Here is a 19,828-nt window from a genome sequence, read left to right as displayed (position 1 = left end):
GGTGGCCGGCTGGCCGTACCAGCGATGGTCGCGGCGCCCAGATCACGGCGAGGATCGAACCTGTGTATCGGGCTGATCGGCGGTCGCGTTCGGCTGGGCGGCCGTCCCGCCCGGCAGCTGACTCAGGCCGATGCAGGTACCGCTGTCGGAGCCGTCACAGGGGACCCCTCGGATCTCGGGCAGCTGATCTGGGCCGCGGAGTTGCACTTCCGGCGACGGCGAGTCGATCGACGGCAGACAGCCATCGAAGTAGATCTGGGTGGTCTCGCTGGTCGGGCATGGATCCGCGATCGCGTCGGCCGCCGGCGCCACGGATTGGCCGACCGCGACGGGCATGGCCGCAGCAGCGGCCAGGACGGACACCGTCACAATTCGATTTCTTGCGGAACTCACTGATAACACTTCCTTCTCACAGTCGACATCTCGCAGCCGTCTTCCCGGCCACCTTCGGAGCTAAACCAGTTGGTGCTCAATATGTTTCGACGTCAAAGCGCTGTTCCGAGCCATACCCCCTCAACTCGGCGGCAGACCTGGCACTGCGGCTGGGCCGATCTCGGGGAGTTGGCGAATGCCGAATTGTTCGTTCAGGAGTCGCGCCGCGGCGTGCATGCCACACATGCCGTGCACACCGGGTCCTGGCGGGGTCGACGCCGAGCAGAGATAGACGTTGTCCAGGGGTGTGCGGTATGGATTCCACTTCGCAACCGGGCGGGCGAGCATGCGATAGAGCGACACCGCGCCCACTGCAATGTCGCCGCCGACGTAGTTGGGATTGTGTCCGGCCATCGCGGCGGCCGGAATGCAGCGCGAGCCGATCACGACATCGCGGAACCCGGGCGCGAACCGTTCGATATGGGCGGTGACCACTTCGGTCATGTCTACCGTCGAGCCGTTCGGCACGTGGGCGTAGGTCCACAGCGGCCGGGCGCCGCTCGGCCCGAACCGGGTGGCATCCACCACGGTGGGCTGGCTGGCCAGGGTCATCGGCGTGCTGCTGTGCCGCCCGGCGGCGGTGTCGCGCTCGGCCTGCTTCATCTGCTCTCGACTGCCACCGATGTGGAGAGTCCCCGCCTCGGCCAGCCGCGGATCCGCCCACGGGACCGGACCCGACAGCGCGAAGTCCACCTTGGCGACACCGTTACCCGGTGTGAAACGGCCCAGCGCCGAACGGTAGTGCTTGGACAGTTGCGTGCCGAACACCTGGGTGAGCTCCCACGGCGAAGTGTCGAACAGATAAGCCCGGGCGCGCGGCAATTGGGCGGCCTCGGTGATCTGGCAATCGGTGACCACCGCAACCCCGTGGCGGGCCAGGTCGGCCAGCAATGCACCGGTGATCGACTGGCTGCCACCGACTGGAATCGGCCAGCCGTGACTGTGGGCGAGGGTCCCCAGGAGCAGCGCCGTCGCGCCGCCGGCCAGTGCGGGGATCACGACGTTGGCGTGTGCTGAGACACCGGTGAGCAATGCACCGGCGCGCGGCGCCCTGGTCAGCCGGTCCCAAAGCGGACTGCCCAGCTGCACCGCCCGGCCCGCGAGGGCAGCGGCTCCCGCCATGCCTGCGGGCCGCAGAGCGCTTCGGGGCACCCTGCGTAGGTCGCCGAGCCCGATGTCGCGCACGGTGGACCAGTTCTCGACGAGCGGTTCCATCACGTGCCGGTAGGTCTGTCCGTCCCGCGCGTCGTCTTCGGCCAACTCGCATACGGTGCGGTTCAGGTCTTGATAGGCCACCGCGGCCCGGCCATCCACGAGCGGCTGGGCGAAGGCAATGGCCGGTCTCGGTAACTCGACGCCACGCGCAGCCAGGTCGAACTGCTCGAAGAATGGCGACGCCACCGCCATCGGATGCACCGCCGAACACACGTCGTGGAGCAACGGCGCCCCAAGATCCAGCAGCTCGGTGCGGCAGCCACCGCCGGGCGCCCGTTGGGACTCCAGGACTCGAACCGACAGCCCGGCCGCTGCAACGATCACCGCGGCAGCCAGCCCGTTGGGCCCGGAGCCGACGACCACTACGTCCACGGGAGCGCTCATGGTCGTCGCATACCACTCTTGGAGGCCGCTAACCGCACTCAGATGCGGCAGCGGCTACGTCACCGTTGCGCGATGGCGTGCCAGACCAGGTCCGCGATGGCGGTGTAGTAGCCGTCGTCGACCTGGTCCTTGGTGTACAGCGCGCGCACGTTGATCGGCGCGAAGATCAACTGCATCGCCGCGACCCGGTCCACACCGGGCCGCATCTCGCCGCGGTCGGCCGCCCGGTCGAACACCGCGTTGATGCTGACGAACCGCTGCCGCCAGAAGGCCATCCGGGTGTCGTCGGGAAAGGCGGCACGGTCGTCGACCACCATGGCCCGCAGCAGACTCCGGGCCAGCGGGTTGTTGACCTGGCGGGCCACCGCGGCCGCCAGGGCCTGCAGGTCGTCGCGCAGCGATCCGGTGTCGGGCGGGCTGAGAATCTCGGCGTTCCAGCTCACCAGGACGTCGAGCGCGAGCGCATGGCCGTCGCCCCAGTACCGGGAGACCAGCGACTCGTCGATTTTGTGCCGAGCGCACATGGTCGGGATGTCGAACCGCTCCAGCCCCCATCGGGTCAGCTCGTCGTAGGCGGCGGCCAGCACCGTGCGGCGGACGTCCTCGGGCACCTGAGCCGTCACGTCGTCAGATTCGGCAACGATGTCGCACCCCCGTCCGTGCATATTCCGCACACCAGTCAATCACCTCGGCGGGTGCGGCGAGGTGAGATCGCGCACCGAACCCCTGCCCGGTTATGGTGCTGATGACTTCGATTGCAGGAGAACGCACTTGCCGACCGGTGATCACATAACGAACACCGCACCCCTTCGCCGGGTGATCACGGGGGCGGCGATCGGAAACGCCGTCGAGTGGTACGACTTCGCGATCTACGGCTTTCTCGCCACCTACATCTCGGTGAAGTTCTTCCCGCCGGGCAACGAGACCGCCGCGCTGCTGAACACCTTCGCGATCTTCGCGGCGGCGTTCTTCATGCGACCGCTGGGCGGCTTCGTCTTCGGCCCGCTGGGCGACCGCATCGGCCGGCAACGCGTACTGGCCCTGGTGATCCTGCTGATGTCGGGTTCGACACTGCTGATCGGTCTGCTTCCCACCTACGCGTCCGCCGGGGTGCTGGCCCCGCTGGGCCTGCTGCTCCTGCGCTGCGTTCAGGGCTTCTCCGCGGGCGGCGAGTACGGTGGCGGCGCTTGCTATCTGGCCGAGTTCTCGACCGATCGTCGGCGCGGGCTGGTGGTGGCCTTCCTGGTCTGGTCGGCGGTACTGGGCTTTTTGCTCGGGTCGGTGACGGTGACACTGCTGAGCACCGCCTTACCCGACGACGCGATGGCGGATTACGGCTGGCGGCTTCCGTTCCTGCTGGCCGGTCCGCTGGGCTTGGTCGGCCTCTACATCCGGCTGCGCCTGCAGGACACCCCGGCGTTCGCCGAACTCGCCGAAGCCGATCACGTCGCCGCGTCGCCGCTGCGCGAGGCCGTCACCACGGCCCGCGGGCCGATCCTGCAGGTGATCGGGCTGATGATCATCCACAACGTCGGCTTCTATGTGGTGTTCACCTATCTGCCGACCTATTTCATCAAGACCCTGCACTTCTCCAAGACGGCGTCGTTCGTGTCGATCACCACCGCGAGCGTCGTGGCGCTGGTGCTCATCCTGCCGTTGGGGGCCCTGTCCGACCGGATCGGACGGCGACCGTTGCTGATCGCCGGCGCGACCGGTTTCGCCGTGCTGGCGTACCCGGCATTCCTGCTGCTGAATTCGGGGTCGCTGGCCACCGCGATCCTGGCGCATTGCCTGATGGCCGCCGTCGAGGCGGTGTTCGTCTCGGTGTCGCTGGTGGCCGCCGCCGAACTGTTCGCCACCCGGGTGCGCTACAGCGGACTGTCGATCGGTTACAACATCTCGGTGGCGGTGTTCGGCGGCACCACTCCCTACGTGGTGACGCTGCTGGCCGCCCGCACCGGTAACGCCTACGCCGCAGGCATCTACGTCACCATCGCCGCGGTGGTGTCGCTGGCGACCGTGCTGACAGTGCGGGAAACGAAGGGCAAACCCCTGCGAACGCTGGGCGTCACAGCTCCAGCAGCACCGTGACCGGTCCGTCGTTGACCAGCGCGACGGCCATGTCGGCACCGAACACCCCGGTCTGAACCTGGGCACCCAACGTGCGCAGCGCCTCGGCGAACGCCGTGACCAGTGGTTCGGCGACGGAGCCGGGCGCGGCCGCGTTCCAGGTGGGTCTGCGGCCCTTGGTGGTGTTGGCGTACAGCGTGAACTGACTGACCACCAGGATCGGGGCGGCCATGTCGGCGGCCGACCGTTCGTCGTCGAGAATCCTTAATTGCCAGAGCTTTTCGGCCATCCGGCGGGACACATCGGCGGTGTCGGTATGGGTGACGCCGACCAGCGCCAGCAGGCCCTGCCCGGCCGGGGTGATCATGCCGACCACCTCGCCACCCACCGACACCGACGCCGACGTGACCCGTTGCACCAGCACGCGCATGGCTGCCGATGCTACGTCGGGGCGGCTACTCCCCCGCACCCGCCGGTGCATAACCCAGGATCGACTTGGTCTCCAGGAACTCGTCGAACCCTTCCTGGCCCCACTCCCGGCCGTTGCCGCTGGTCTTGTAGCCGCCGAACGGCGCCTTGATGTCGAAGGCGTGGTTGATCGTGACCGCACCCGCGCGGATCCGGCGGGCCAGGGCACGCGCCTGGTCCAGGTCGGCGCCGGAGACGTACCCGTAGAGGCCGTAGTCGGTGTCGTTGCCGATCTCGACGGCCTGGTCCAGATCGTCGTAGCCCAGAATGCACACCACCGGACCGAAGATCTCCTCCCGGGCGATCGTCATGTCGTTGTTGACGTCGGCGAACACCGTCGGACGCACGTAGTAGCCGGTGCTCAGACCCTCGGGACGACCGGGTCCGCCGGCCACCACGGTGGCGCCCTCGTCGATGCCCTTCTGGATCAGGCCCTGCACCTTGTCGAACTGCGCCCGCGAGGCCACCGGGCCGATCGCCGAGCTGTCGGCCAGGTCGCCGACCTTGACTCCTTCGGCGGTGGCCCGGGCCACGGTGACGGCTTCGTCGATCCTGCTGTTGGGCACCAGCATCCGCGACGGTGCGTTGCAGCTCTGCCCGGTGTTCATCATCATCACCGCGACTCCTGCCGCCACGCTCTGGGCGAAGGCCTCGTCGTCGAGAACGATGTTCGGGCTCTTGCCACCGAGTTCCTGCGCGACCCGCTTGACAGTCGGCGCGGCGTTGCGCGCCACCTCGATACCCGCCCGGGTCGACCCGGTGAACGACACCATGTCGATGTCGGGATGGCTGGACAGCGCCACCCCGACCCCCGGTCCGTCGCCGAACACCATGTTGTAGACGCCGGCCGGCACGCCCGCCGCGTCGACGATCTCGGTGAAGATCTGGCCGGAGAACGGCGCGACCTCCGAGGGCTTGAGCACCATGGTGCATCCGGCGGCCAGGGCCGGGAACACCTTGCAGGCGATCTGGTTGATGGGCCAGTTCCAGGGAGTGATCAGCCCGCAGACCCCGATCGGTTCCTTGACCACCATGGTCTGGCCGCGCTGTTCGTCGAAGCTGTAGTTCTTCAGCACGTCGATCGCGGTGGACAGGTGACCGAGGCCCATCATCACCTGGGGTCCCGCTGCCAGCGACGGCGGCGCCCCCATCTCCTCGTGGACGGCGTCGGCCAGATCCTTGACGCGCTTCTGGTACTCGTCGAGGATCGCCTGCAACACGTCGAGGCGCTCTTCGCGCGAACTCACCGACCAGGTGCCGAACGCCGCGCGGGCGGCCTTGACCGCCTTGTCCACGTCCGCCGCCGAGCCGATCGCGATCCTGCCGCCGACCTGTTCGGTGGTGGGGTTGTCGACGTCGAGGGTGCGCAGTTCGACCGGGTCGACCCACTGTCCGCCGATGTAGAACGTCAGATAATCACGCATGGAAACATCCTGTCACTGGTTGGGTTTTCACTGAGTGCCTTCGGCGTACCACGTTCGGAATCGGTCGTATTTCGGCATTTGCTCGGAGTTGGCCTTCGGGTCGATGCAGACGTGCACCACGCCGACCTTGCCGCTGGCATAGGCCCGGGCGATCGCCGGTCCGATCTGGTCGTCCTTCTCGACGTACTCGCCGTGGCAGCCGAAGCCCTCGGCGATCGTGTCCATCCGCACGTCCTTGCTCCAATGCACACCGGGCTGCGGGGAGGGCTGGTCGAAGGTGCGCTTGTAGACCCCGACCTCCAGGCCCCACTGGTGGTCGACCCCGACCACACACACCAGCGGAAGGTGGCAGCGGGCGGCGGTCTCCAACTCGGCGATGTGGAACAGGAACGCCGAGTCGCTGGTCAGCAGCATGACCGGGCGGTTGCCGCCCTCGGCCACCGAGGCACCCACTGCATACGGCAAACCCGTGCCGAGGTGTCCGAAATTCTGGTTCCAGATGACGTCGCGCGGCTTGGTCTGCGAGTACGTCCAGCCGAAGATTACGGTCGCGCCACCGTCGCGCACCAGGATGCCGTCGGGTGCGTATTCGTCGAATGCCCTGGTCGCCTCGACGACGAAGCGGGCCGGGTGCACCGGGCTCCGGCCACGCGGGGCCTCGTCGGCCACCCGGGCCAGCTCGGCAGCGTCGGCCTCGATCAGGGTTTCAAGGGTGTCCGACGGCGCGCGGGGGGTGTCGCGCAGCGCCTCGACCAGCTGGGGCACCACACCGCGCAGATCGCCCACCAGGGCCACGTCGACGGGCCGGTTGACGCCGATCGCGGTCGGGTCCTGCTCGACGTACACCCATGTGCGGTTGGCGTCGTTGGCCGCCCAGTGCTGTGTTCGGCCGTAGTGCATAGGCTCGCCGAGCTCGGTGCCCAGCGCGACGCACAGGTCGGACGCCTCGACGGCGTCGTTGGCGGCTGGTGAGAACAGATACGGAAACGTGCGGTCCTGCAAGCCGGGAATGAACGAGGTGCCGCCGGAGGTCTGGATCACCGGGCAGGCCATCAGCTCGGCGAGCTCCCGGACCGCTTCCTGGGTGCGCGAGGTGTGCACGCCGTGGCCGACCAGCAGGATGGGACTGGCGGCCTGCCGGATCAGTGCCGCCGCCCGGGCCACCTCCGGCGCCCCGGCGCCTTGGTTGACCAGTCGGTACCTGTTGGGCGGCAACACTTCTCGAACATCGAGCTCGGCCAGGATCACGTGTGACGGGAACTCGACGTAGGCCGGGCCCGGGGTGCCGGACATGGCCTTGCGAATAGCCTCATGGATGATCTCGTCGGTCTGGTCGGGGTATTCGATCGAGCTGCTGTACTTCACCGACGCCGCGACAAGCGGCTCTTGCTGGACGAATTGGATGCGACCGCGACGCACCCGGCGCTCGGTGACCCTGGCCCGTTGCCCACCGAGGAAGATCACCGGCGAGTTCTCCACCAGTGCGCACTGGATCGCGCCGGCCATGTTGGCCATGCCCGGCCCCAGCGTGCCGATGCACAGACCCGGCTTCCCGGTCATCCGGGATGCCGCCTCGGCCATGAAGCCTGCGCTCAATTCGTGGTGCGGGGCGACCACCGACCAGCCCCGCGCCTCGGCTTCGGTGAACATGTGCACGAAGTTGGGGTCCGGGATGCCGAACAGCGTGGTGACCCCTTCGGCCTCGAACAGGTCGAGGATGCGCTTGTAGACCGGTACTCCCATATGACACTCCTTGGATTGCTTCACCGATAGCGTTGGGCGAGTTCGTGGCGATACCCGGCCGGAGAGCCGAACAGCGAACGATTCAGCGCGGCCCGTTTGAGGTAGACGTGGATGCCGCTGTCCCACGTGTAGCCGATGCCGCCGTGCAGCTGCATCGCCTTGCCCGCGATGTCGACGGCGGCACTGCAGGTATACGACTTCGCCATCGCGGCGGGAACGGATGCGTCGGGGTCGTCCTGCGCGACGGCACGCACTGCGGCGCCGACGAGTTGGCGCGACACCGCGATCGCCACGTACATGTCGGCGCAGGCGTGCTTGACCGCCTGGAACGATCCGACGGGCCTGCCGAACTGCCGACGCATCGTCACGTAGCCGACAGTGGCGGCCAGCATGGCCTCGGCCACGCCCAGGCTGTCGCACGCCACCGCGACGGCGGCACGATCGCGCAGCCGGCGCACGGCGCACTCGTCGGCGAACGCCATGACGTCCGAGAGCTGTTCGACAGTCACCCGGGCCAGCATGCGCGTCTCGTCGAGCACCGGCTGCGCAGTGACGGTCGCCGTCGCCTCGGTGACCCCGCGGTCGGTGACGACCAGGATCGTGTCGGCGCCGTCGGCATCGGGCACGAAGTCGAACGGTTCGAAGGCGACGGCCGCCCGGGTGGTGCCGGACGCGATCCCGGCGAGCAACCGGTCGCGAATGGCGCTGGGCCGCAAACTGTTCAGGACACCTACCGCCAGCACGGCACCGCCGAGAAAGCTGCTGGAACTGGCCGCGCGGCCGAGTTCCTCGCAGACGACGGCCACTTCGGCGAAGGTGGCGCCGGCACCCCCGAGGTGCTCGGGCACCTCGAGACCGACCCACCCGGCGTCGGCGAGCACCGGCCACTCGACCGCGCGGTCTTTGGCGAGCAGCTCGGCGGCCACCGAGCGGAGCTCGGCGTGGAACTCGTCGAATGGGCTTGCCATCACGTCGCGCTCGGTTCTCTCGGCAATCCGAGACCCCGTTCGGCGATGATGGTGCGCTGAATCTCGCTGGTACCGCCGGGAATCGTCCACTCCCAAGAGCCGATGAAATCCAGCATCCAGCACCCGGACTCCCAGCCGCTGGAGGCCGGCCTGGCGAGCCTGGTGTGGGCGGCCATCCCACCCACCTCGGCACCGAAATCGGTCATCCGCTGCAACAATTCGCTGTAGTACAGCTTCACCACCGAGGCATCGGCCGCACCGGCGGCGCCGCTGTCGTGACGCAGCACCAGGTCCCGGCACAGTCCACGCAGACCGGCGATCTCGATCTCGAACTGCGCCAGACGGTCGGCGACGGCCGCGTCGTCGATCGGCCGGCAGGCCTGCACCAGCCATCCGAAGCCCGCGTTGCCGAGCCGCTCGGCCAGCTCCAGCATCGTCATGCCCCGCTCGGTGCCGAGGGTGGCCTGGGCCACCCGCCAGCCGTGGTTCTCCGCACCGACGAGGTTGGCCGCCGGGATCTCCACCCCGTCGAGAAAGATTTCGCAGAAGTGCGATTCGCCGACCGCGTTGCGAATCGGGCGCACCTCGATGCCTGGGCTGGTCATGTCCAGCAGGAAGTACGAGATGCCGTGGCGCTTCGGGGCGGTGGGATCGGTGCGAGCCAGCAGGAGGCACCAGTCGGCATGCGATGCCCCACTGGCCCATACCTTCTGACCGTCGACGACATAGGTGTCGCCGACCCGCCGGGCGGTGGTGCGCAGGCCGGCCAGATCGGATCCGGCCTCCGGTTCGGAGAAGCCCTGGACCCAGAGCTCGCCGTCGAGAATCGCGGGCAGATGCCGGCGGCGCTGCTCCTCGGTACCGGCCACCAGCAGTGTGGCCGCTGCGTGGTGGATGCCGACGAACGCCAGTACCAGTCGCGGCGCGTCGTGGGCGGCCAGCTCCGAATACAGCACGATCTGCTCGTCCACCGGCATGCCGCCACCCCAGTGCGCAGGCCAGTGCGGCACGGCGAAGCCGGCAGCCCGAAGTTCGGCGAACCAGGCCTTCTGGAAATCTACGAATTCGGCTTCGCGAGCACCGGTTTGGCGGGCCCGCCAGTCGGTCGGTACGTGGTCTTCGCACCATGCCCGGACGTCAGCCCGAAATCCGGCGAGGCTCATGTGAACAGCCCCGTCAGGCCGTGGCGGCCGAGGCGCCGGGTGAGCCGGTCCCGGGTGGCGGACAGCCCGAAGGGCAACCGGCGCAGGGGCTGGCTGGCGCGTGACAACCAGGACAGGGTGGTCTCGTCGCAGAATCCGCTGGCGCCGTGCAGTTGGTGACATACCCGAAACACCACGTCGGCGGCCTCGATCGCGGCCAGGCGTAGCGCCAGGGCATCGTCGGTGTCCCGGCTCCACAGCGCATGTTTGGCGAGCATCTCCAGTCCGCTGCGTTCCACCTCGGCCTCGGTGAGCTGGAACTGCACCCCCTGGAACGCGGACAGCGGCTGCCCGAACTGCGTGCGCACGCTGACGTGGGCGATCGTGAGTTCGACGGCGCGGTCCAGCATTCCGAGCAAGGTCCAGCACGCCAGCACCAGGCCGAGCGCGACATCTCCCGCCCCGAGCGCGTCGATCGGTGTCAGCTGCAGGGCCACGGTAAAACCGGGACCGACCGCAGCGGCCGGGACCGCGGCGCTGCGGGCCCCGTCGAGCGTGACGGCCACCCAGCGCTCGCGCAGTCCCGCCACGGCGGCCTGCGGCGCGGTCTCGCAGACCACGAACAGTCCGTCGCAGTCGAGGTCGGTCGGCCGCGCCAGCCGTTCGGCGACGGGATACGGCAGGGCCCAATAGCCGGCGCTGCGGCACAGTGCCGCCGCCGCCTCGGCCGATTCCGGGTCGGTGTGCACGTCGAGGTCGAAGGCCCCCAGTTCGGTCAGTACCGGCAGCACGAGCGCTCCGCGGTCCGCGGCCTCGGCCTGCCGGACGAGCGCATCGCCGCCGGCTGCCGCGAAAGCACGCCGGGCCTGCCGACCGTACTCGGTTGCCGCGTCGGACATCTCGAGGATCATCGGGCGGCCGCCAGCAGAGCCCGGGACAGCAGGATGCGTTGCATTTCGATGCTGCCCGAGGCCACGGTCGCGGACTGGGAGTAGCGCCAGTGATCCTCGACCTCGGCACGGTAATCGGCGGTCGCGGCGTCCCCGCGCGGCACCTCGGCGATGATCTCCATCAGCACCTCGGCGCTGTCCTGGTCCAGTGTGGTGACCGCGATGCGGTAGCCCGCGGCGTCAGCGGGCGTGATGCGCCCGGTGCTCTGCAACGCCACCACCCGGTACGCCAGCAACCGGGCCCGCCGGCAATGCACGAGCATCCGCGCCCAGCGCCCGCGCAGATCGTCGGGCAGCTGTTCCCATCGGTCCCCGAGGAACTGCGGGGCCATGGTCAGCAGCCGCTCGCAGCGGGCGTAGCGGGCGATGCCGACTCGTTCGAAGGACAGCACGTCGGACACGATCGACCAGCCGCCGTCCAGCGGCCCGAGCAGGTCGGCCTCGGTGACGGGTACCTCGTCGAAGAACACTTCGTTGAGGTGGTGCGGCCCCATCATGGTCCGGATGGGACGGACCTCGATCGCCGGCTGGTCCATCGGCACCAGGAAGATCGACAGACCCTGCTGTTTCTTCTCGGCCGTGCTGGTGCGCACCAAAAGGAAGCACCACTGGGCCATCGTCGCGTACGACGTCCAGATCTTCTGGCCACTGATCCGCCAGCCGGCCGAGCCGTCGGCGGGACGCCGCGCCCGGGTGCGCAGCGATGCCAGATCGGATCCGGCCTCCGGCTCGGAGAAGCCCTGGCACCAGATCACCTCGCCCCGGGCGATGGGCGGAAGATGCTGGCGCTGTTGGGCTTCGGTGCCGTAGCGCATGAGCGTCGGCCCCACCCAGTTCACCCCCATGTACTGAGCGCCTCGCGGCTCGTGGTGGGCCCACATCTCTTCCCGCATCACGGTCTGCTCCCAGACCGACGCACCGCGCCCGCCGAACTCCGGCGGCCAGGCCGGGCAGAGCAACTCGTGCGCGGCCAGTGTCCGGCAGAACCGCTGCGCGGCTTCCAAATCGGCGGGATCGTCGGTGAACGCCCCCAGGAAGCCTTCGGGGACATGCTCGCTCACCAGATCGCGCAGCCGGGACCGCAGCTGCGATGCGGCCGACCCCATGTCGAAGTCCATCATCTGCTCTCCACGTCCGCCAGTCCCAGTTCGGCGAGCACCTGCGCGGTATCGGCCCCGAGCTCGGGGGCCGGACCGCCGACCCGGCCCGGGGTGCGGGAAAACCAGGTCGGCACACCGGGCATCCGGACCGGCCCCTGCGCGGTGCCCACCGTCTCGAAGAAGCCGACCTCGCGCAGGTGGTCGCTGTCGAAGAGCGCCTGCGGTGAGTTCAGCGGCGCGGCAGGAATCTCCAGCTCCACGAACAGCGTCAGCCACTCCGCGGTGGTGCGTTCGGTCATGGTCTGCGCCACCAACGAGTACACGGTGTCGATGTCGGCGGCCCGGGCCGCCAGCGTGGCGTACCGGTCGCTGCGCCAGGCCGGCGCAACCGCGTCGATGAAGCTCGACCAGTGCCGGTCGTTGTAGATCAGCGCCGACAGGTACCCGTCCTTGGTCCGGTACGGCTTGCGGTTTGGCGCCACGGTGCGCTGATACAGCGCCGGCCCCAGCGGCGGGTCGAACATCGCGCCGTTGGCATGCTCGACGAGCATGAACGAGGCCATCGTCTCGAACATCGCGACCTCCACCTCCTGTCCCTCCCCGGTGCGTTCGCGGTGGAACAGGGCCATCGTCGTCGCGTACACCGCGGTCAGACCGGCCACTTTGTCGGCCACGATGGTGGCCACATAGTTGGCCTCCCCGGTCAATTCGGCCTGCACGGCGGGCAGCCCGCACTCGGCCTGGATGGTGTCGTCGTAGGCGGGGCGGTCGCGGTCGGGTCCGCGCCTGCCGTACCCGTAGCAGTTGGTGTAGACGATCGCCGGGTTGATGGCCGCGACCTCCGGGTAGCCGAATCCGAGTCGGGCGATCGCCTTGGCGCGCATCGAGTGGATGAACACGTCGGCATCGGCGATCAGGGCGCGCAGGGCCGCCGCGCCGGACACTGAGCGCAGATCGAGGACGACGCTGCGCTTGCCGCGGTTGACGTTGACGAACACACCACTCAGGCCAGGCGCCGGGCCGGCGGACACATATCGGGTGTCGTCGCCCGCGGGCGGTTCGACCTTGATGACCTCGGCCCCCATGTCGGCCATGATCTGGGTGCAGTACGGGCCCATCACCATCGCGGTGAGGTCGACCACCCGGATCCCGGCAAGCGGGCCGGTCATGCCTGACCCCGTGCCATCGCGAAACTGTGGCTCAGATGGGCGTTGTGCCCGTCGGGCACGACCGGGAACACCACCGGGTCGGTGATGTCGCAGATGGCCCCGATGTGGGCGCCGACGTCGTCGACGGTCCACGCCGGTTGGTACACCCCGGCGGATTCGACCGTCGCGATCCGGGCCACCCGGCCCGCGATGGCGGTCAGGACTTCCCCGGTGACCGAACAGGATTCATGCGCCAGCCAGCCGACGACCGGAGCGACCAGATCAGCCCCCATCGGCGGATAGGCGGAGGTGTCCAGGCCCTCTGCCATCCTGGTCACCGCGGCGGGGACGATGACGTTGCATCGCACGCCGTGCTCGGCACCCTCCAGCGCGACCACGTGGGACAGTCCGATCACCCCGGCCTTGGCGGCGGCATAGCCGGCCACCGTGTGGTTGCCGTACAGCCCGCCGATCGAGGACGTCAACACCACCCGTCCGTAGCCGGCCTGGCACATCAGCGGAAAGGCCTGCCGCACAAGGAGGAATGCACCGCGCAGGTGGACGTCGAGTACCGCGTCGAAGTCCTCGACCGTCATCTGACTCAGCGGGGCGCGCCGGACGATCCCGGCGTTGTGGATCACCACGTCGAGGCGTCCGTACCGCTCGGCGGCCGCCGCCACGATCGCCCGCGCCCCGTTCGGGTCGGCCACCGACTCCGTCGCGGCGAGCGCCTGCCCGCCGGCCGCGAGGATCTCCGAGACGACCTGCTGCGCCGGTGCGGTGTCGCAGTCGTTGACCACGACCGTGGCGCCCAGGCGGGCCAGTAGCAGCGCGTACTCGCGGCCCAGTCCCCGGCCCGCGCCGGTGATGACAGCGACCTGACCGTCGAATCGTGCGGTCGTCATCTAACGTCCGAGTTCCAGGCCGTCGAGATCGCCCGCGGCCCGCCACTGCGCGATCAGCTCATCGAAGGCGTAGAAGCCGGGCGCATAGAAGTCGCCGAGGAACGACCCGTTGCCCTCGGCCCCGCCGCGGCCTTCGTTGTTGTAATAGCCTGGGGTGCACGATAGTTCGAACGCCGAGTTGTCGATCGAGAGCTCCCGGACGGTAGCCACCCACGCATCCTGGGCGCGCTGACTCGGCTCGACGGTCGTCGCGCCGCGCTTCTGCGCCTCGGCGATGATGTAGGCGATGTGCTCGGCCTGCTGCTCGAACATCGCGGTGGTGTTGGCCGAGACACCGCCTTGGATGAATCCGGTGAAGAACTGATTGGGGAATCCCCGGCTGGTCATCCCGTGCAGCGTCCGATAACCGTCCTTCCAGTGGTCGAACAGCGACACCCCGTCGCGGCCCTCGATGGTGTCGATCGCATAGCGGCGGCTGATCTCGGTGGAGATCTCGAAACCGCTGGCGAAGATCACGCAGTCCACTTCGTATTCGACCCCGTTGGCAACGATTCCCTTCGCGCTCAGCCGGTCCACTCCCTTGGCGTCGGCGACGTCGACCAGTGTCACGTTGGACCGGTTGAACGTGGGCAGATAGTTCTCGCTGGAACACGGTCGCTTGCACATGAACCGGTAGTACGGCTTGAGCGCCTCCGCGGTGGCGGGATCGGTGACCAGGCCAGCGATCCGCCGCCGCAGGCGCTCCATGATCTTGAAGTCCTCCTCTTCCCGGAACGCCATGATCTGCTCGATGCTCACCGAGGCCGGATCGGCGCAGGCCGCGATCCGCGCGGTCAGGTTGCGCCCGAGCTCGGTCCAGAAATCGCAGACCAGATCCGGCTCCCCGAACACCACGCCGACGAACGGTGACCAGTTGTGGAAGTTGCGTTTGCGCTGCTGTTGCCAACCCGGCTGAAGCGTCGCAGCCCACGCTGGGTCGGTGGGCGTGTTGGTCCGCTCGTCCACCGAGGACGGGGTGCGTTGGAACACGAACAGGTGCTCGGCGTCTCGGCCCAGGTGCGGAACCAGCTGCACACCGGTGGCGCCGGTGCCGACGAGTGCGACCCGCTTGTCGGCCAGCTTGACCAGCCCGCCGTTGGCGTCCCCACCGGTGTACTCGTAATCCCACCGGGCGGAATGAAACACGTGCCCGCCGGCAGCCAGGTAGTCCTTGATGCCGCCGATGTTCGGCAGCTTCGGTCGGTGATAGGCGCCCTGCGCCATGACCACGAACCGCGCCCGGATGTCGTCCCCTTGATCGGTGCGGATCCGCCACCGCTTGCGAGCGCCATCCCAGCGCAGTTCGCGCACCTGCGTGGAGAACAGCGCCCCGTCGTACAGTCCGAAGTGCTTGCCGATGTTGCGGCAGTGCATGTAGATCTCCGCGCCGTCGGCGAACTTCTTCGACGGCATGAAATCGAGTTCTTCCAACAGCGGAATGTAGCAGTACGCGTCGTTGTCGCACTGAATCCCGGGGAACCGGTTCCAGTACCACACCCCGCCGAAGTCACCGGCCATCTCGATGATCCGCACGCCGTGCACGCCGGCCTTGGTCAGGTAGGCGCCGGCCAGCAACCCGGCGAACCCACCGCCGAGCACCACCACCTCCGCGTCTTCGGTGATCGGATCACGCTGCGCCACCGGGGTGTACGGGTCGATCTCGGAGAACTGTGCGTACTCGCCCCCGAGCTCCAGGTACTGGGCGGACCCGTCCCGGCGCAGCCGCTTGTCCCGCTCGACGCGGTACTTCTCCCGCAGGGCCTCGATGTCGATGTCGTCGGGCGTCTGGGTCGGTCCGCACTCCGCGGTGGTCATCCGTTCTCCTTCTCGGGATTTCGGCGCGAAAACGTTCGCGCAGCGACGGAAATCGCACCGAAATCACAATGTGCGGGGTTCACCGGTACCCATGTACTTCGACAGCTGGTAGTGCAGGTTGACGGTGCTGCGTTCGCGGTACGGGTTGGGTCGGGTGCCGGGAAATCCCAGCGACTTCATCCCCTGCTGAACGGCGGCCATGTTGGAGAAGTCCTGCGGCAGCACGCTGCGCCACCGCGGGTCGCCGACCGGGGTGTACTCCCAGTCCGTCTGCGGCTGAGCACCTTTGGGGTACAGCTCGAATACCGAGACCTCGAAGATGCACTTGTCCGGGTCGTATCCGGGGTCCGGGCGCGCGCCATAGCAGAGTGCACTGGTCAGGCCTTGCCCGATCTGGAAGTTCGGGAACAGCTGCCAGGCGGTTCCGCTCTGTCCCAGGATGTCGGCCGGGATGGTCGGCCACACCACGCCCCGCGCTTCGTCGTCGCGACGCGCCGAAGCCAGCCAGTGTTCGAGTACCTTGTCGGCCGGGGTGCCCTCGGGCAGCTCGTCCACCAGTCGCAGAGCGGCGTTCACCAGCGTCTGCGTGGTGGTCGCGTTGGTCTCCGCCATCGTGTACACCTGCATCTCGGCGGTGGAGATCCGCGGATCGCCGGTTCCCAGCCGGATCTTGGACTTTGTCTCGGCCAGATCGTCGGGTGCGTCGTAGCCGATGTTGGAGTGCCGGCCCTGCGCCTTGGCCCAGCCTTTGAACTCACCGAACTTGTTGAACTCCGGGTGGGTGGTGAACACGTGGTAGGTCTCGTTGAAGGCCTCGAGGGCGACTTTCCAGTTACAGTCGAAATGCACCCACCTGCGCCATTTGCAGCGCATGTTCTCCAGTCCGAACGGGTCGAGGATCTTGGCCGCCGGGTGCAGGAAGTCGGCCAGCGGCTCGCAGTCGGGATCCATGTTGATCCACAGCCAGCCGCCCCAGGTATCCACCTTCACCGCCCGCAGCCGGGTGTCGGCCGGGCTGAGCGCACCCTGCCAGTCGGCCTCTTCCCGGATGTGGGTGCAGGTGCCGTCCAGGCCATAGGTCCAGCCGTGGAAGCCGCAGACGAACGACTTACGGGCCCGCCCCACGGCGTGTTTCGCTCCGGGTGGGGTGTCGATGAGCCGACGGCCCCGATGCATGCACACGTTGTGGTGCGCAGCGAAGTCGTCACCGGTACCGCCGTCGCCGGTACGCACCACGATGATCGAGTCGTCGAGGATCTCGTAGGTCAGATAGCTGCCGATCTCGGCGAGCTCCTCTACCCGGCCGACCTGCTGCCAGACCTTGCGCCACAGCCGGTCTCGTTCGGCGCGGGCGTATTCCGGCGAGAGGTAGGCCTGCACCCCGATGGTCATCGGTTCGGCCAGTTCTTCGATATCGCTCATGCATTCCTCCGGATGGCATCACGGAAGTCGTCGTCCTTGAGGAACAACGACGTGTTGTCGGCACCCAGGTGGCTCCAGCGCAGATCGATCCCGCCGTCGACGAGCAGGGTCTGGCCGGTGATGTAGCTCGACAGGTCGGACAGCAGGAACAGGATCGGACCGGCCTGCTCCTCGGGTCGTCCGCGCCGCCCCATCGCGATCGCGGTGCGGTCACGGTCGGGATCGGGGTCGACGTAGGCACGCGAGGCCACGGTCTCGGTGACCCCGGGTGCGACGGCATTCACCCGGATGTCGTCGAGAGCGAGTTCCAGCGCCAGGGTCCGGGTGGCCGCCACGATCGCGGCCTTGGCGGTGCCGTAGGCGATGTGGAACGGCGCGGTGTTCATGCCGCTGATGGACGACACCGACACGATCGAGCCCGAGCCGCCGCCCGAGCGGATCTCGGTGGCCACCGCCTGGCTCATGAAGACCATGGTCTCGAGGTTGGTGGTGAACAGGGCCCGCCAGTCGGCGCGGCTGACCCGGGTGGCGGGCATCCAGGTGTCGGGGGCCGCGCCGCCGGCGATGTTGACCAGACCATGCAGGCCGCCGTCGACGTCGCGTACCGCGTCCAGCACGGTGGCGATCCCGGCGTCGGTGGCGGCGTCGGCGGCAACCGGCACGATCGGCAGTCCACCCGCGATGAGCGGGCCGAGATGGGTGTCGAGATTGTCCCGGGACCGGCTGACCGCGACGACGGTGGCGCCGGCCCGCGCGACCATCTCGGTCACGGCCGTGCCGATACCGCCGCCCCCGGCGCCCGACACCACCACGACGCGGCCGTCGAGCCGCAGGAGATCCGCCATGACCTACTTCCGTCCACCATTTGTCCAGACAAATAGCTAGACTCTACTGGTTGGAGAACATGATTCCGCAGCAGTTATCGCACCGTCAAGGGGTAATCACGGAACCCTCGTGTCTATTGTCTGGACTACATTGGCTTGGTACGGTCACCGCGATGACACCGCTGATGGCGCAGCAGGCCGCGCGCTTTCGCCTGGGTCAGCCGCCGACTGTGGCCGACGGCTGGACCGTCGAACGCCGCTGCGCGCCCAGCCGGCTGTTCGGCGCGAACGGCCTGCGCACCGGCCCCGACGGCCGGGTGTACATCGCCCAGGTCACTGGCAGCCAGATCAGCGCACTGGATGTCGCCACCGGCTCTCTCGACACGATCAGCGCCAAGGGCGGCGACATCATCGCGCCCGACGACGTCGCCTTCGACGATGCCGGGAATCTGTACGCCACCGAGGTGATGGACGGCAGGGTCAGCGTCCGCTGCGCGGCTGACGGAACCACCCGGGTGCTGCGCGACGACCTGCCGTGCGCGAACGGGATCACGGTGTATCGCGGGCGGTTGTTCGTCGGCGAGTGCCGTGACGGTGGCCGGCTGCTGGAGCTCGATCCCACCAACGGCCGGGCACGCGTGCTGCTGGAGAATGTGCCCTCGCCGAACGCGATGGAGGTCGGTCCCGACGGGCTGCTCTACTTCCCGGTCATGGGCGCCAACGAGATCTGGCGCATCGATCCCGACGGCGGCACACCGCAGGTCGTCGCGACCGGTCTCGGCGTGCCCGACGCCGTCAAGTTCGACCAGCACGGCGATGTGGTCTCCACTCAGGTGCACAGCGGCCAGGTGCTGCGGATCGACCCGCGGACCGGCGCGCAGACGGTGCTGGCCGGCCTTCGTCCCGGGTTGGACAACCTGACCTTCGTCGGCACCAGGCTGTTCGTCTCGAACTTCACCGGTGAGATCACCGAGATCCTCGGCCCCGGCGACACCCGGCCCGTCTTGCCCGGCGGACTCAACTGGCCGCTCGATCTCGCGGTGGGACCCGACGGCGAGTTGTATGTCGCCGACGGCACGTATCTCTACCGGCTCGGGGCCGACGGCACCCTGCATACCCTCGGAATGCTGTTCAGTGCGGGCTATCCCGGTTTCGTGCGCGGTCTGGCCGCGGCCGGGCCCGGCGAGTTCGTGGTGACCACCTCGGGCGGCCAGGTGGCGCGCTATCGGCCTGCCGACGGCGAAAGCGAGATCCTGGCAGACGGATTGGATCAGCTGTACGGAGTCGTGACCGGGCCGCGCGGGACCCTGGCGGTGGAGCAGGGCACCGGCCGGTTGCTCTCGGTGTCCGGCGACGGGGCCGACGTCCTGGCCACCGGGCTGGACACCCCCGTCGGTGTGGCCATCGGGCCCGACGGCACCCCGCTGATCAGCGAGCGCGGCCGGGTGAGCCGGGTCGACGGCGCCACGGTCACGACCGCGGTCGACGAATTGGACTGTCCGCAGGGAATTCTGGTCTCCGGCGACCTGCTCTACATCGTCGATGCGCAGGCCAGGTCGCTGATCGAGGTCGACCTGTCCCGCGGCACCCGCACCACCATCGCGGCGGGCCTCCCGATCGGCGCACCGCCCGGGGTCACCCCGAAACCGCTGCGCGGAATGCCACCGTTCTCGGGCCCTCAGGGCCCGTTCGCCGGAATCGCCGCGGGGCGAGACGGGACGCTGTACGTCTCGGCGGACGCCGACGGCAGTGTGCTCGCGGTGCGCCGAAGGAGTTGAG

General features: G+C 68.4%; 17 protein-coding genes. 2 read left to right on the top strand and 15 right to left on the bottom strand.

Going from position 1 to position 19,828, the window contains the following annotated elements; all coding sequences use genetic code 11:
- Positions 1 to 42: 42 nt before the first annotated feature.
- From MSZK_RS00345 to MSZK_RS00335, 3 genes are all read right to left on the bottom strand, one after another.
- Entirely contained in the window at positions 43 to 369 is a 327-nt protein-coding gene (locus MSZK_RS00345) for a hypothetical protein (RefSeq protein ID WP_099243668.1), read from the bottom strand.
- Positions 370 to 513: 144 nt separating this feature from the next.
- The gene (locus MSZK_RS00340; RefSeq protein WP_199203140.1) at positions 514 to 2,019 is read right to left on the bottom strand and encodes an NAD(P)/FAD-dependent oxidoreductase; all 1,506 of its coding nucleotides are present in this window, start codon (positions 2,017 to 2,019) and stop codon (positions 514 to 516) included.
- Positions 2,020 to 2,090: 71 nt separating this feature from the next.
- Entirely contained in the window at positions 2,091 to 2,654 is a 564-nt protein-coding gene (locus MSZK_RS00335) for a TetR-like C-terminal domain-containing protein (protein WP_233211045.1), read from the bottom strand.
- Between the two features lie 148 nt (positions 2,655 to 2,802).
- Here MSZK_RS00335 and MSZK_RS00330 point away from each other — a divergent pair, with 148 nt between their 5' ends.
- Entirely contained in the window at positions 2,803 to 4,122 is a 1,320-nt protein-coding gene (locus MSZK_RS00330) for an MFS transporter (RefSeq protein WP_233211044.1), read from the top strand.
- Here the strand turns inward: MSZK_RS00330 and dtd are convergent.
- From dtd to MSZK_RS00270, 12 genes are all read right to left on the bottom strand, one after another.
- The gene (dtd, locus tag MSZK_RS00325; protein WP_099243662.1) at positions 4,100 to 4,531 is read right to left on the bottom strand and encodes a D-aminoacyl-tRNA deacylase; all 432 of its coding nucleotides are present in this window, start codon (positions 4,529 to 4,531) and stop codon (positions 4,100 to 4,102) included. The genes MSZK_RS00330 and dtd overlap by 23 nt on opposite strands.
- A 25-nt stretch (positions 4,532 to 4,556) precedes the next feature.
- Entirely contained in the window at positions 4,557 to 5,993 is a 1,437-nt protein-coding gene (locus MSZK_RS00320; RefSeq protein ID WP_099243660.1) for an aldehyde dehydrogenase family protein, read from the bottom strand.
- Positions 5,994 to 6,020: 27 nt separating this feature from the next.
- Positions 6,021 to 7,736 (bottom strand): thiamine pyrophosphate-binding protein, encoded by a 1,716-nt coding sequence (locus MSZK_RS00315; RefSeq protein ID WP_099243658.1) that lies wholly within the window; start codon positions 7,734 to 7,736, stop codon positions 6,021 to 6,023.
- Positions 7,737 to 7,756: 20 nt separating this feature from the next.
- A complete protein-coding gene (locus tag MSZK_RS00310; protein ID WP_099243656.1) occupies positions 7,757 to 8,704 on the bottom strand; it encodes an acyl-CoA dehydrogenase family protein in 948 nt (315 codons plus the stop codon).
- Entirely contained in the window at positions 8,704 to 9,867 is a 1,164-nt protein-coding gene (locus MSZK_RS00305) for an acyl-CoA dehydrogenase family protein (protein WP_099243654.1), read from the bottom strand. Before MSZK_RS00305 ends, MSZK_RS00310 begins: the two co-directional genes overlap by 1 nt.
- Positions 9,864 to 10,757: an acyl-CoA dehydrogenase family protein gene (locus MSZK_RS00300; RefSeq protein WP_099243652.1), complete on the bottom strand. Its 894-nt coding sequence runs from the start codon at positions 10,755 to 10,757 to the stop codon at positions 9,864 to 9,866. Before MSZK_RS00300 ends, MSZK_RS00305 begins: the two co-directional genes overlap by 4 nt.
- A complete protein-coding gene (locus MSZK_RS00295; protein WP_099243650.1) occupies positions 10,754 to 11,914 on the bottom strand; it encodes an acyl-CoA dehydrogenase family protein in 1,161 nt (386 codons plus the stop codon). Before MSZK_RS00295 ends, MSZK_RS00300 begins: the two co-directional genes overlap by 4 nt.
- Entirely contained in the window at positions 11,914 to 13,065 is a 1,152-nt protein-coding gene (locus MSZK_RS00290; protein WP_099243648.1) for a CaiB/BaiF CoA-transferase family protein, read from the bottom strand. Before MSZK_RS00290 ends, MSZK_RS00295 begins: the two co-directional genes overlap by 1 nt.
- Positions 13,062 to 13,949 carry an SDR family NAD(P)-dependent oxidoreductase gene (locus MSZK_RS00285; RefSeq protein WP_099243646.1) on the bottom strand — a complete coding sequence of 296 codons (888 nt, stop codon included), beginning with the start codon at positions 13,947 to 13,949 and terminating at the stop codon, positions 13,062 to 13,064. The genes MSZK_RS00290 and MSZK_RS00285 overlap by 4 nt, the downstream gene beginning before the upstream one ends.
- A complete protein-coding gene (locus MSZK_RS00280; RefSeq protein WP_099243644.1) occupies positions 13,950 to 15,803 on the bottom strand; it encodes an NAD(P)/FAD-dependent oxidoreductase in 1,854 nt (617 codons plus the stop codon).
- A 63-nt stretch (positions 15,804 to 15,866) separates the two neighbouring features.
- On the bottom strand, positions 15,867 to 17,225 hold the full coding sequence (locus tag MSZK_RS00275; protein ID WP_099243642.1) for an SRPBCC family protein: 1,359 nt from the start codon (positions 17,223 to 17,225) through the stop codon (positions 15,867 to 15,869).
- Positions 17,222 to 18,070 (bottom strand): SDR family NAD(P)-dependent oxidoreductase, encoded by an 849-nt coding sequence (locus tag MSZK_RS00270; protein ID WP_099243640.1) that lies wholly within the window; start codon positions 18,068 to 18,070, stop codon positions 17,222 to 17,224. Before MSZK_RS00270 ends, MSZK_RS00275 begins: the two co-directional genes overlap by 4 nt.
- Positions 18,071 to 18,222: 152 nt before the next feature.
- Between MSZK_RS00270 and MSZK_RS00265 the strand changes: the two genes are divergently transcribed.
- Entirely contained in the window at positions 18,223 to 19,827 is a 1,605-nt protein-coding gene (locus tag MSZK_RS00265) for an SMP-30/gluconolactonase/LRE family protein (protein WP_099243638.1), read from the top strand.
- The last annotated feature ends 1 nt before the right edge of the window (position 19,828 follow it).

The sequence above is a fragment of the Mycobacterium sp. shizuoka-1 genome, assembly GCF_002723835.1.
Lineage (GTDB): Bacteria > Actinomycetota > Actinomycetes > Mycobacteriales > Mycobacteriaceae > Mycobacterium.
This window is presented reverse-complemented; position numbering and strand designations above follow the sequence as displayed.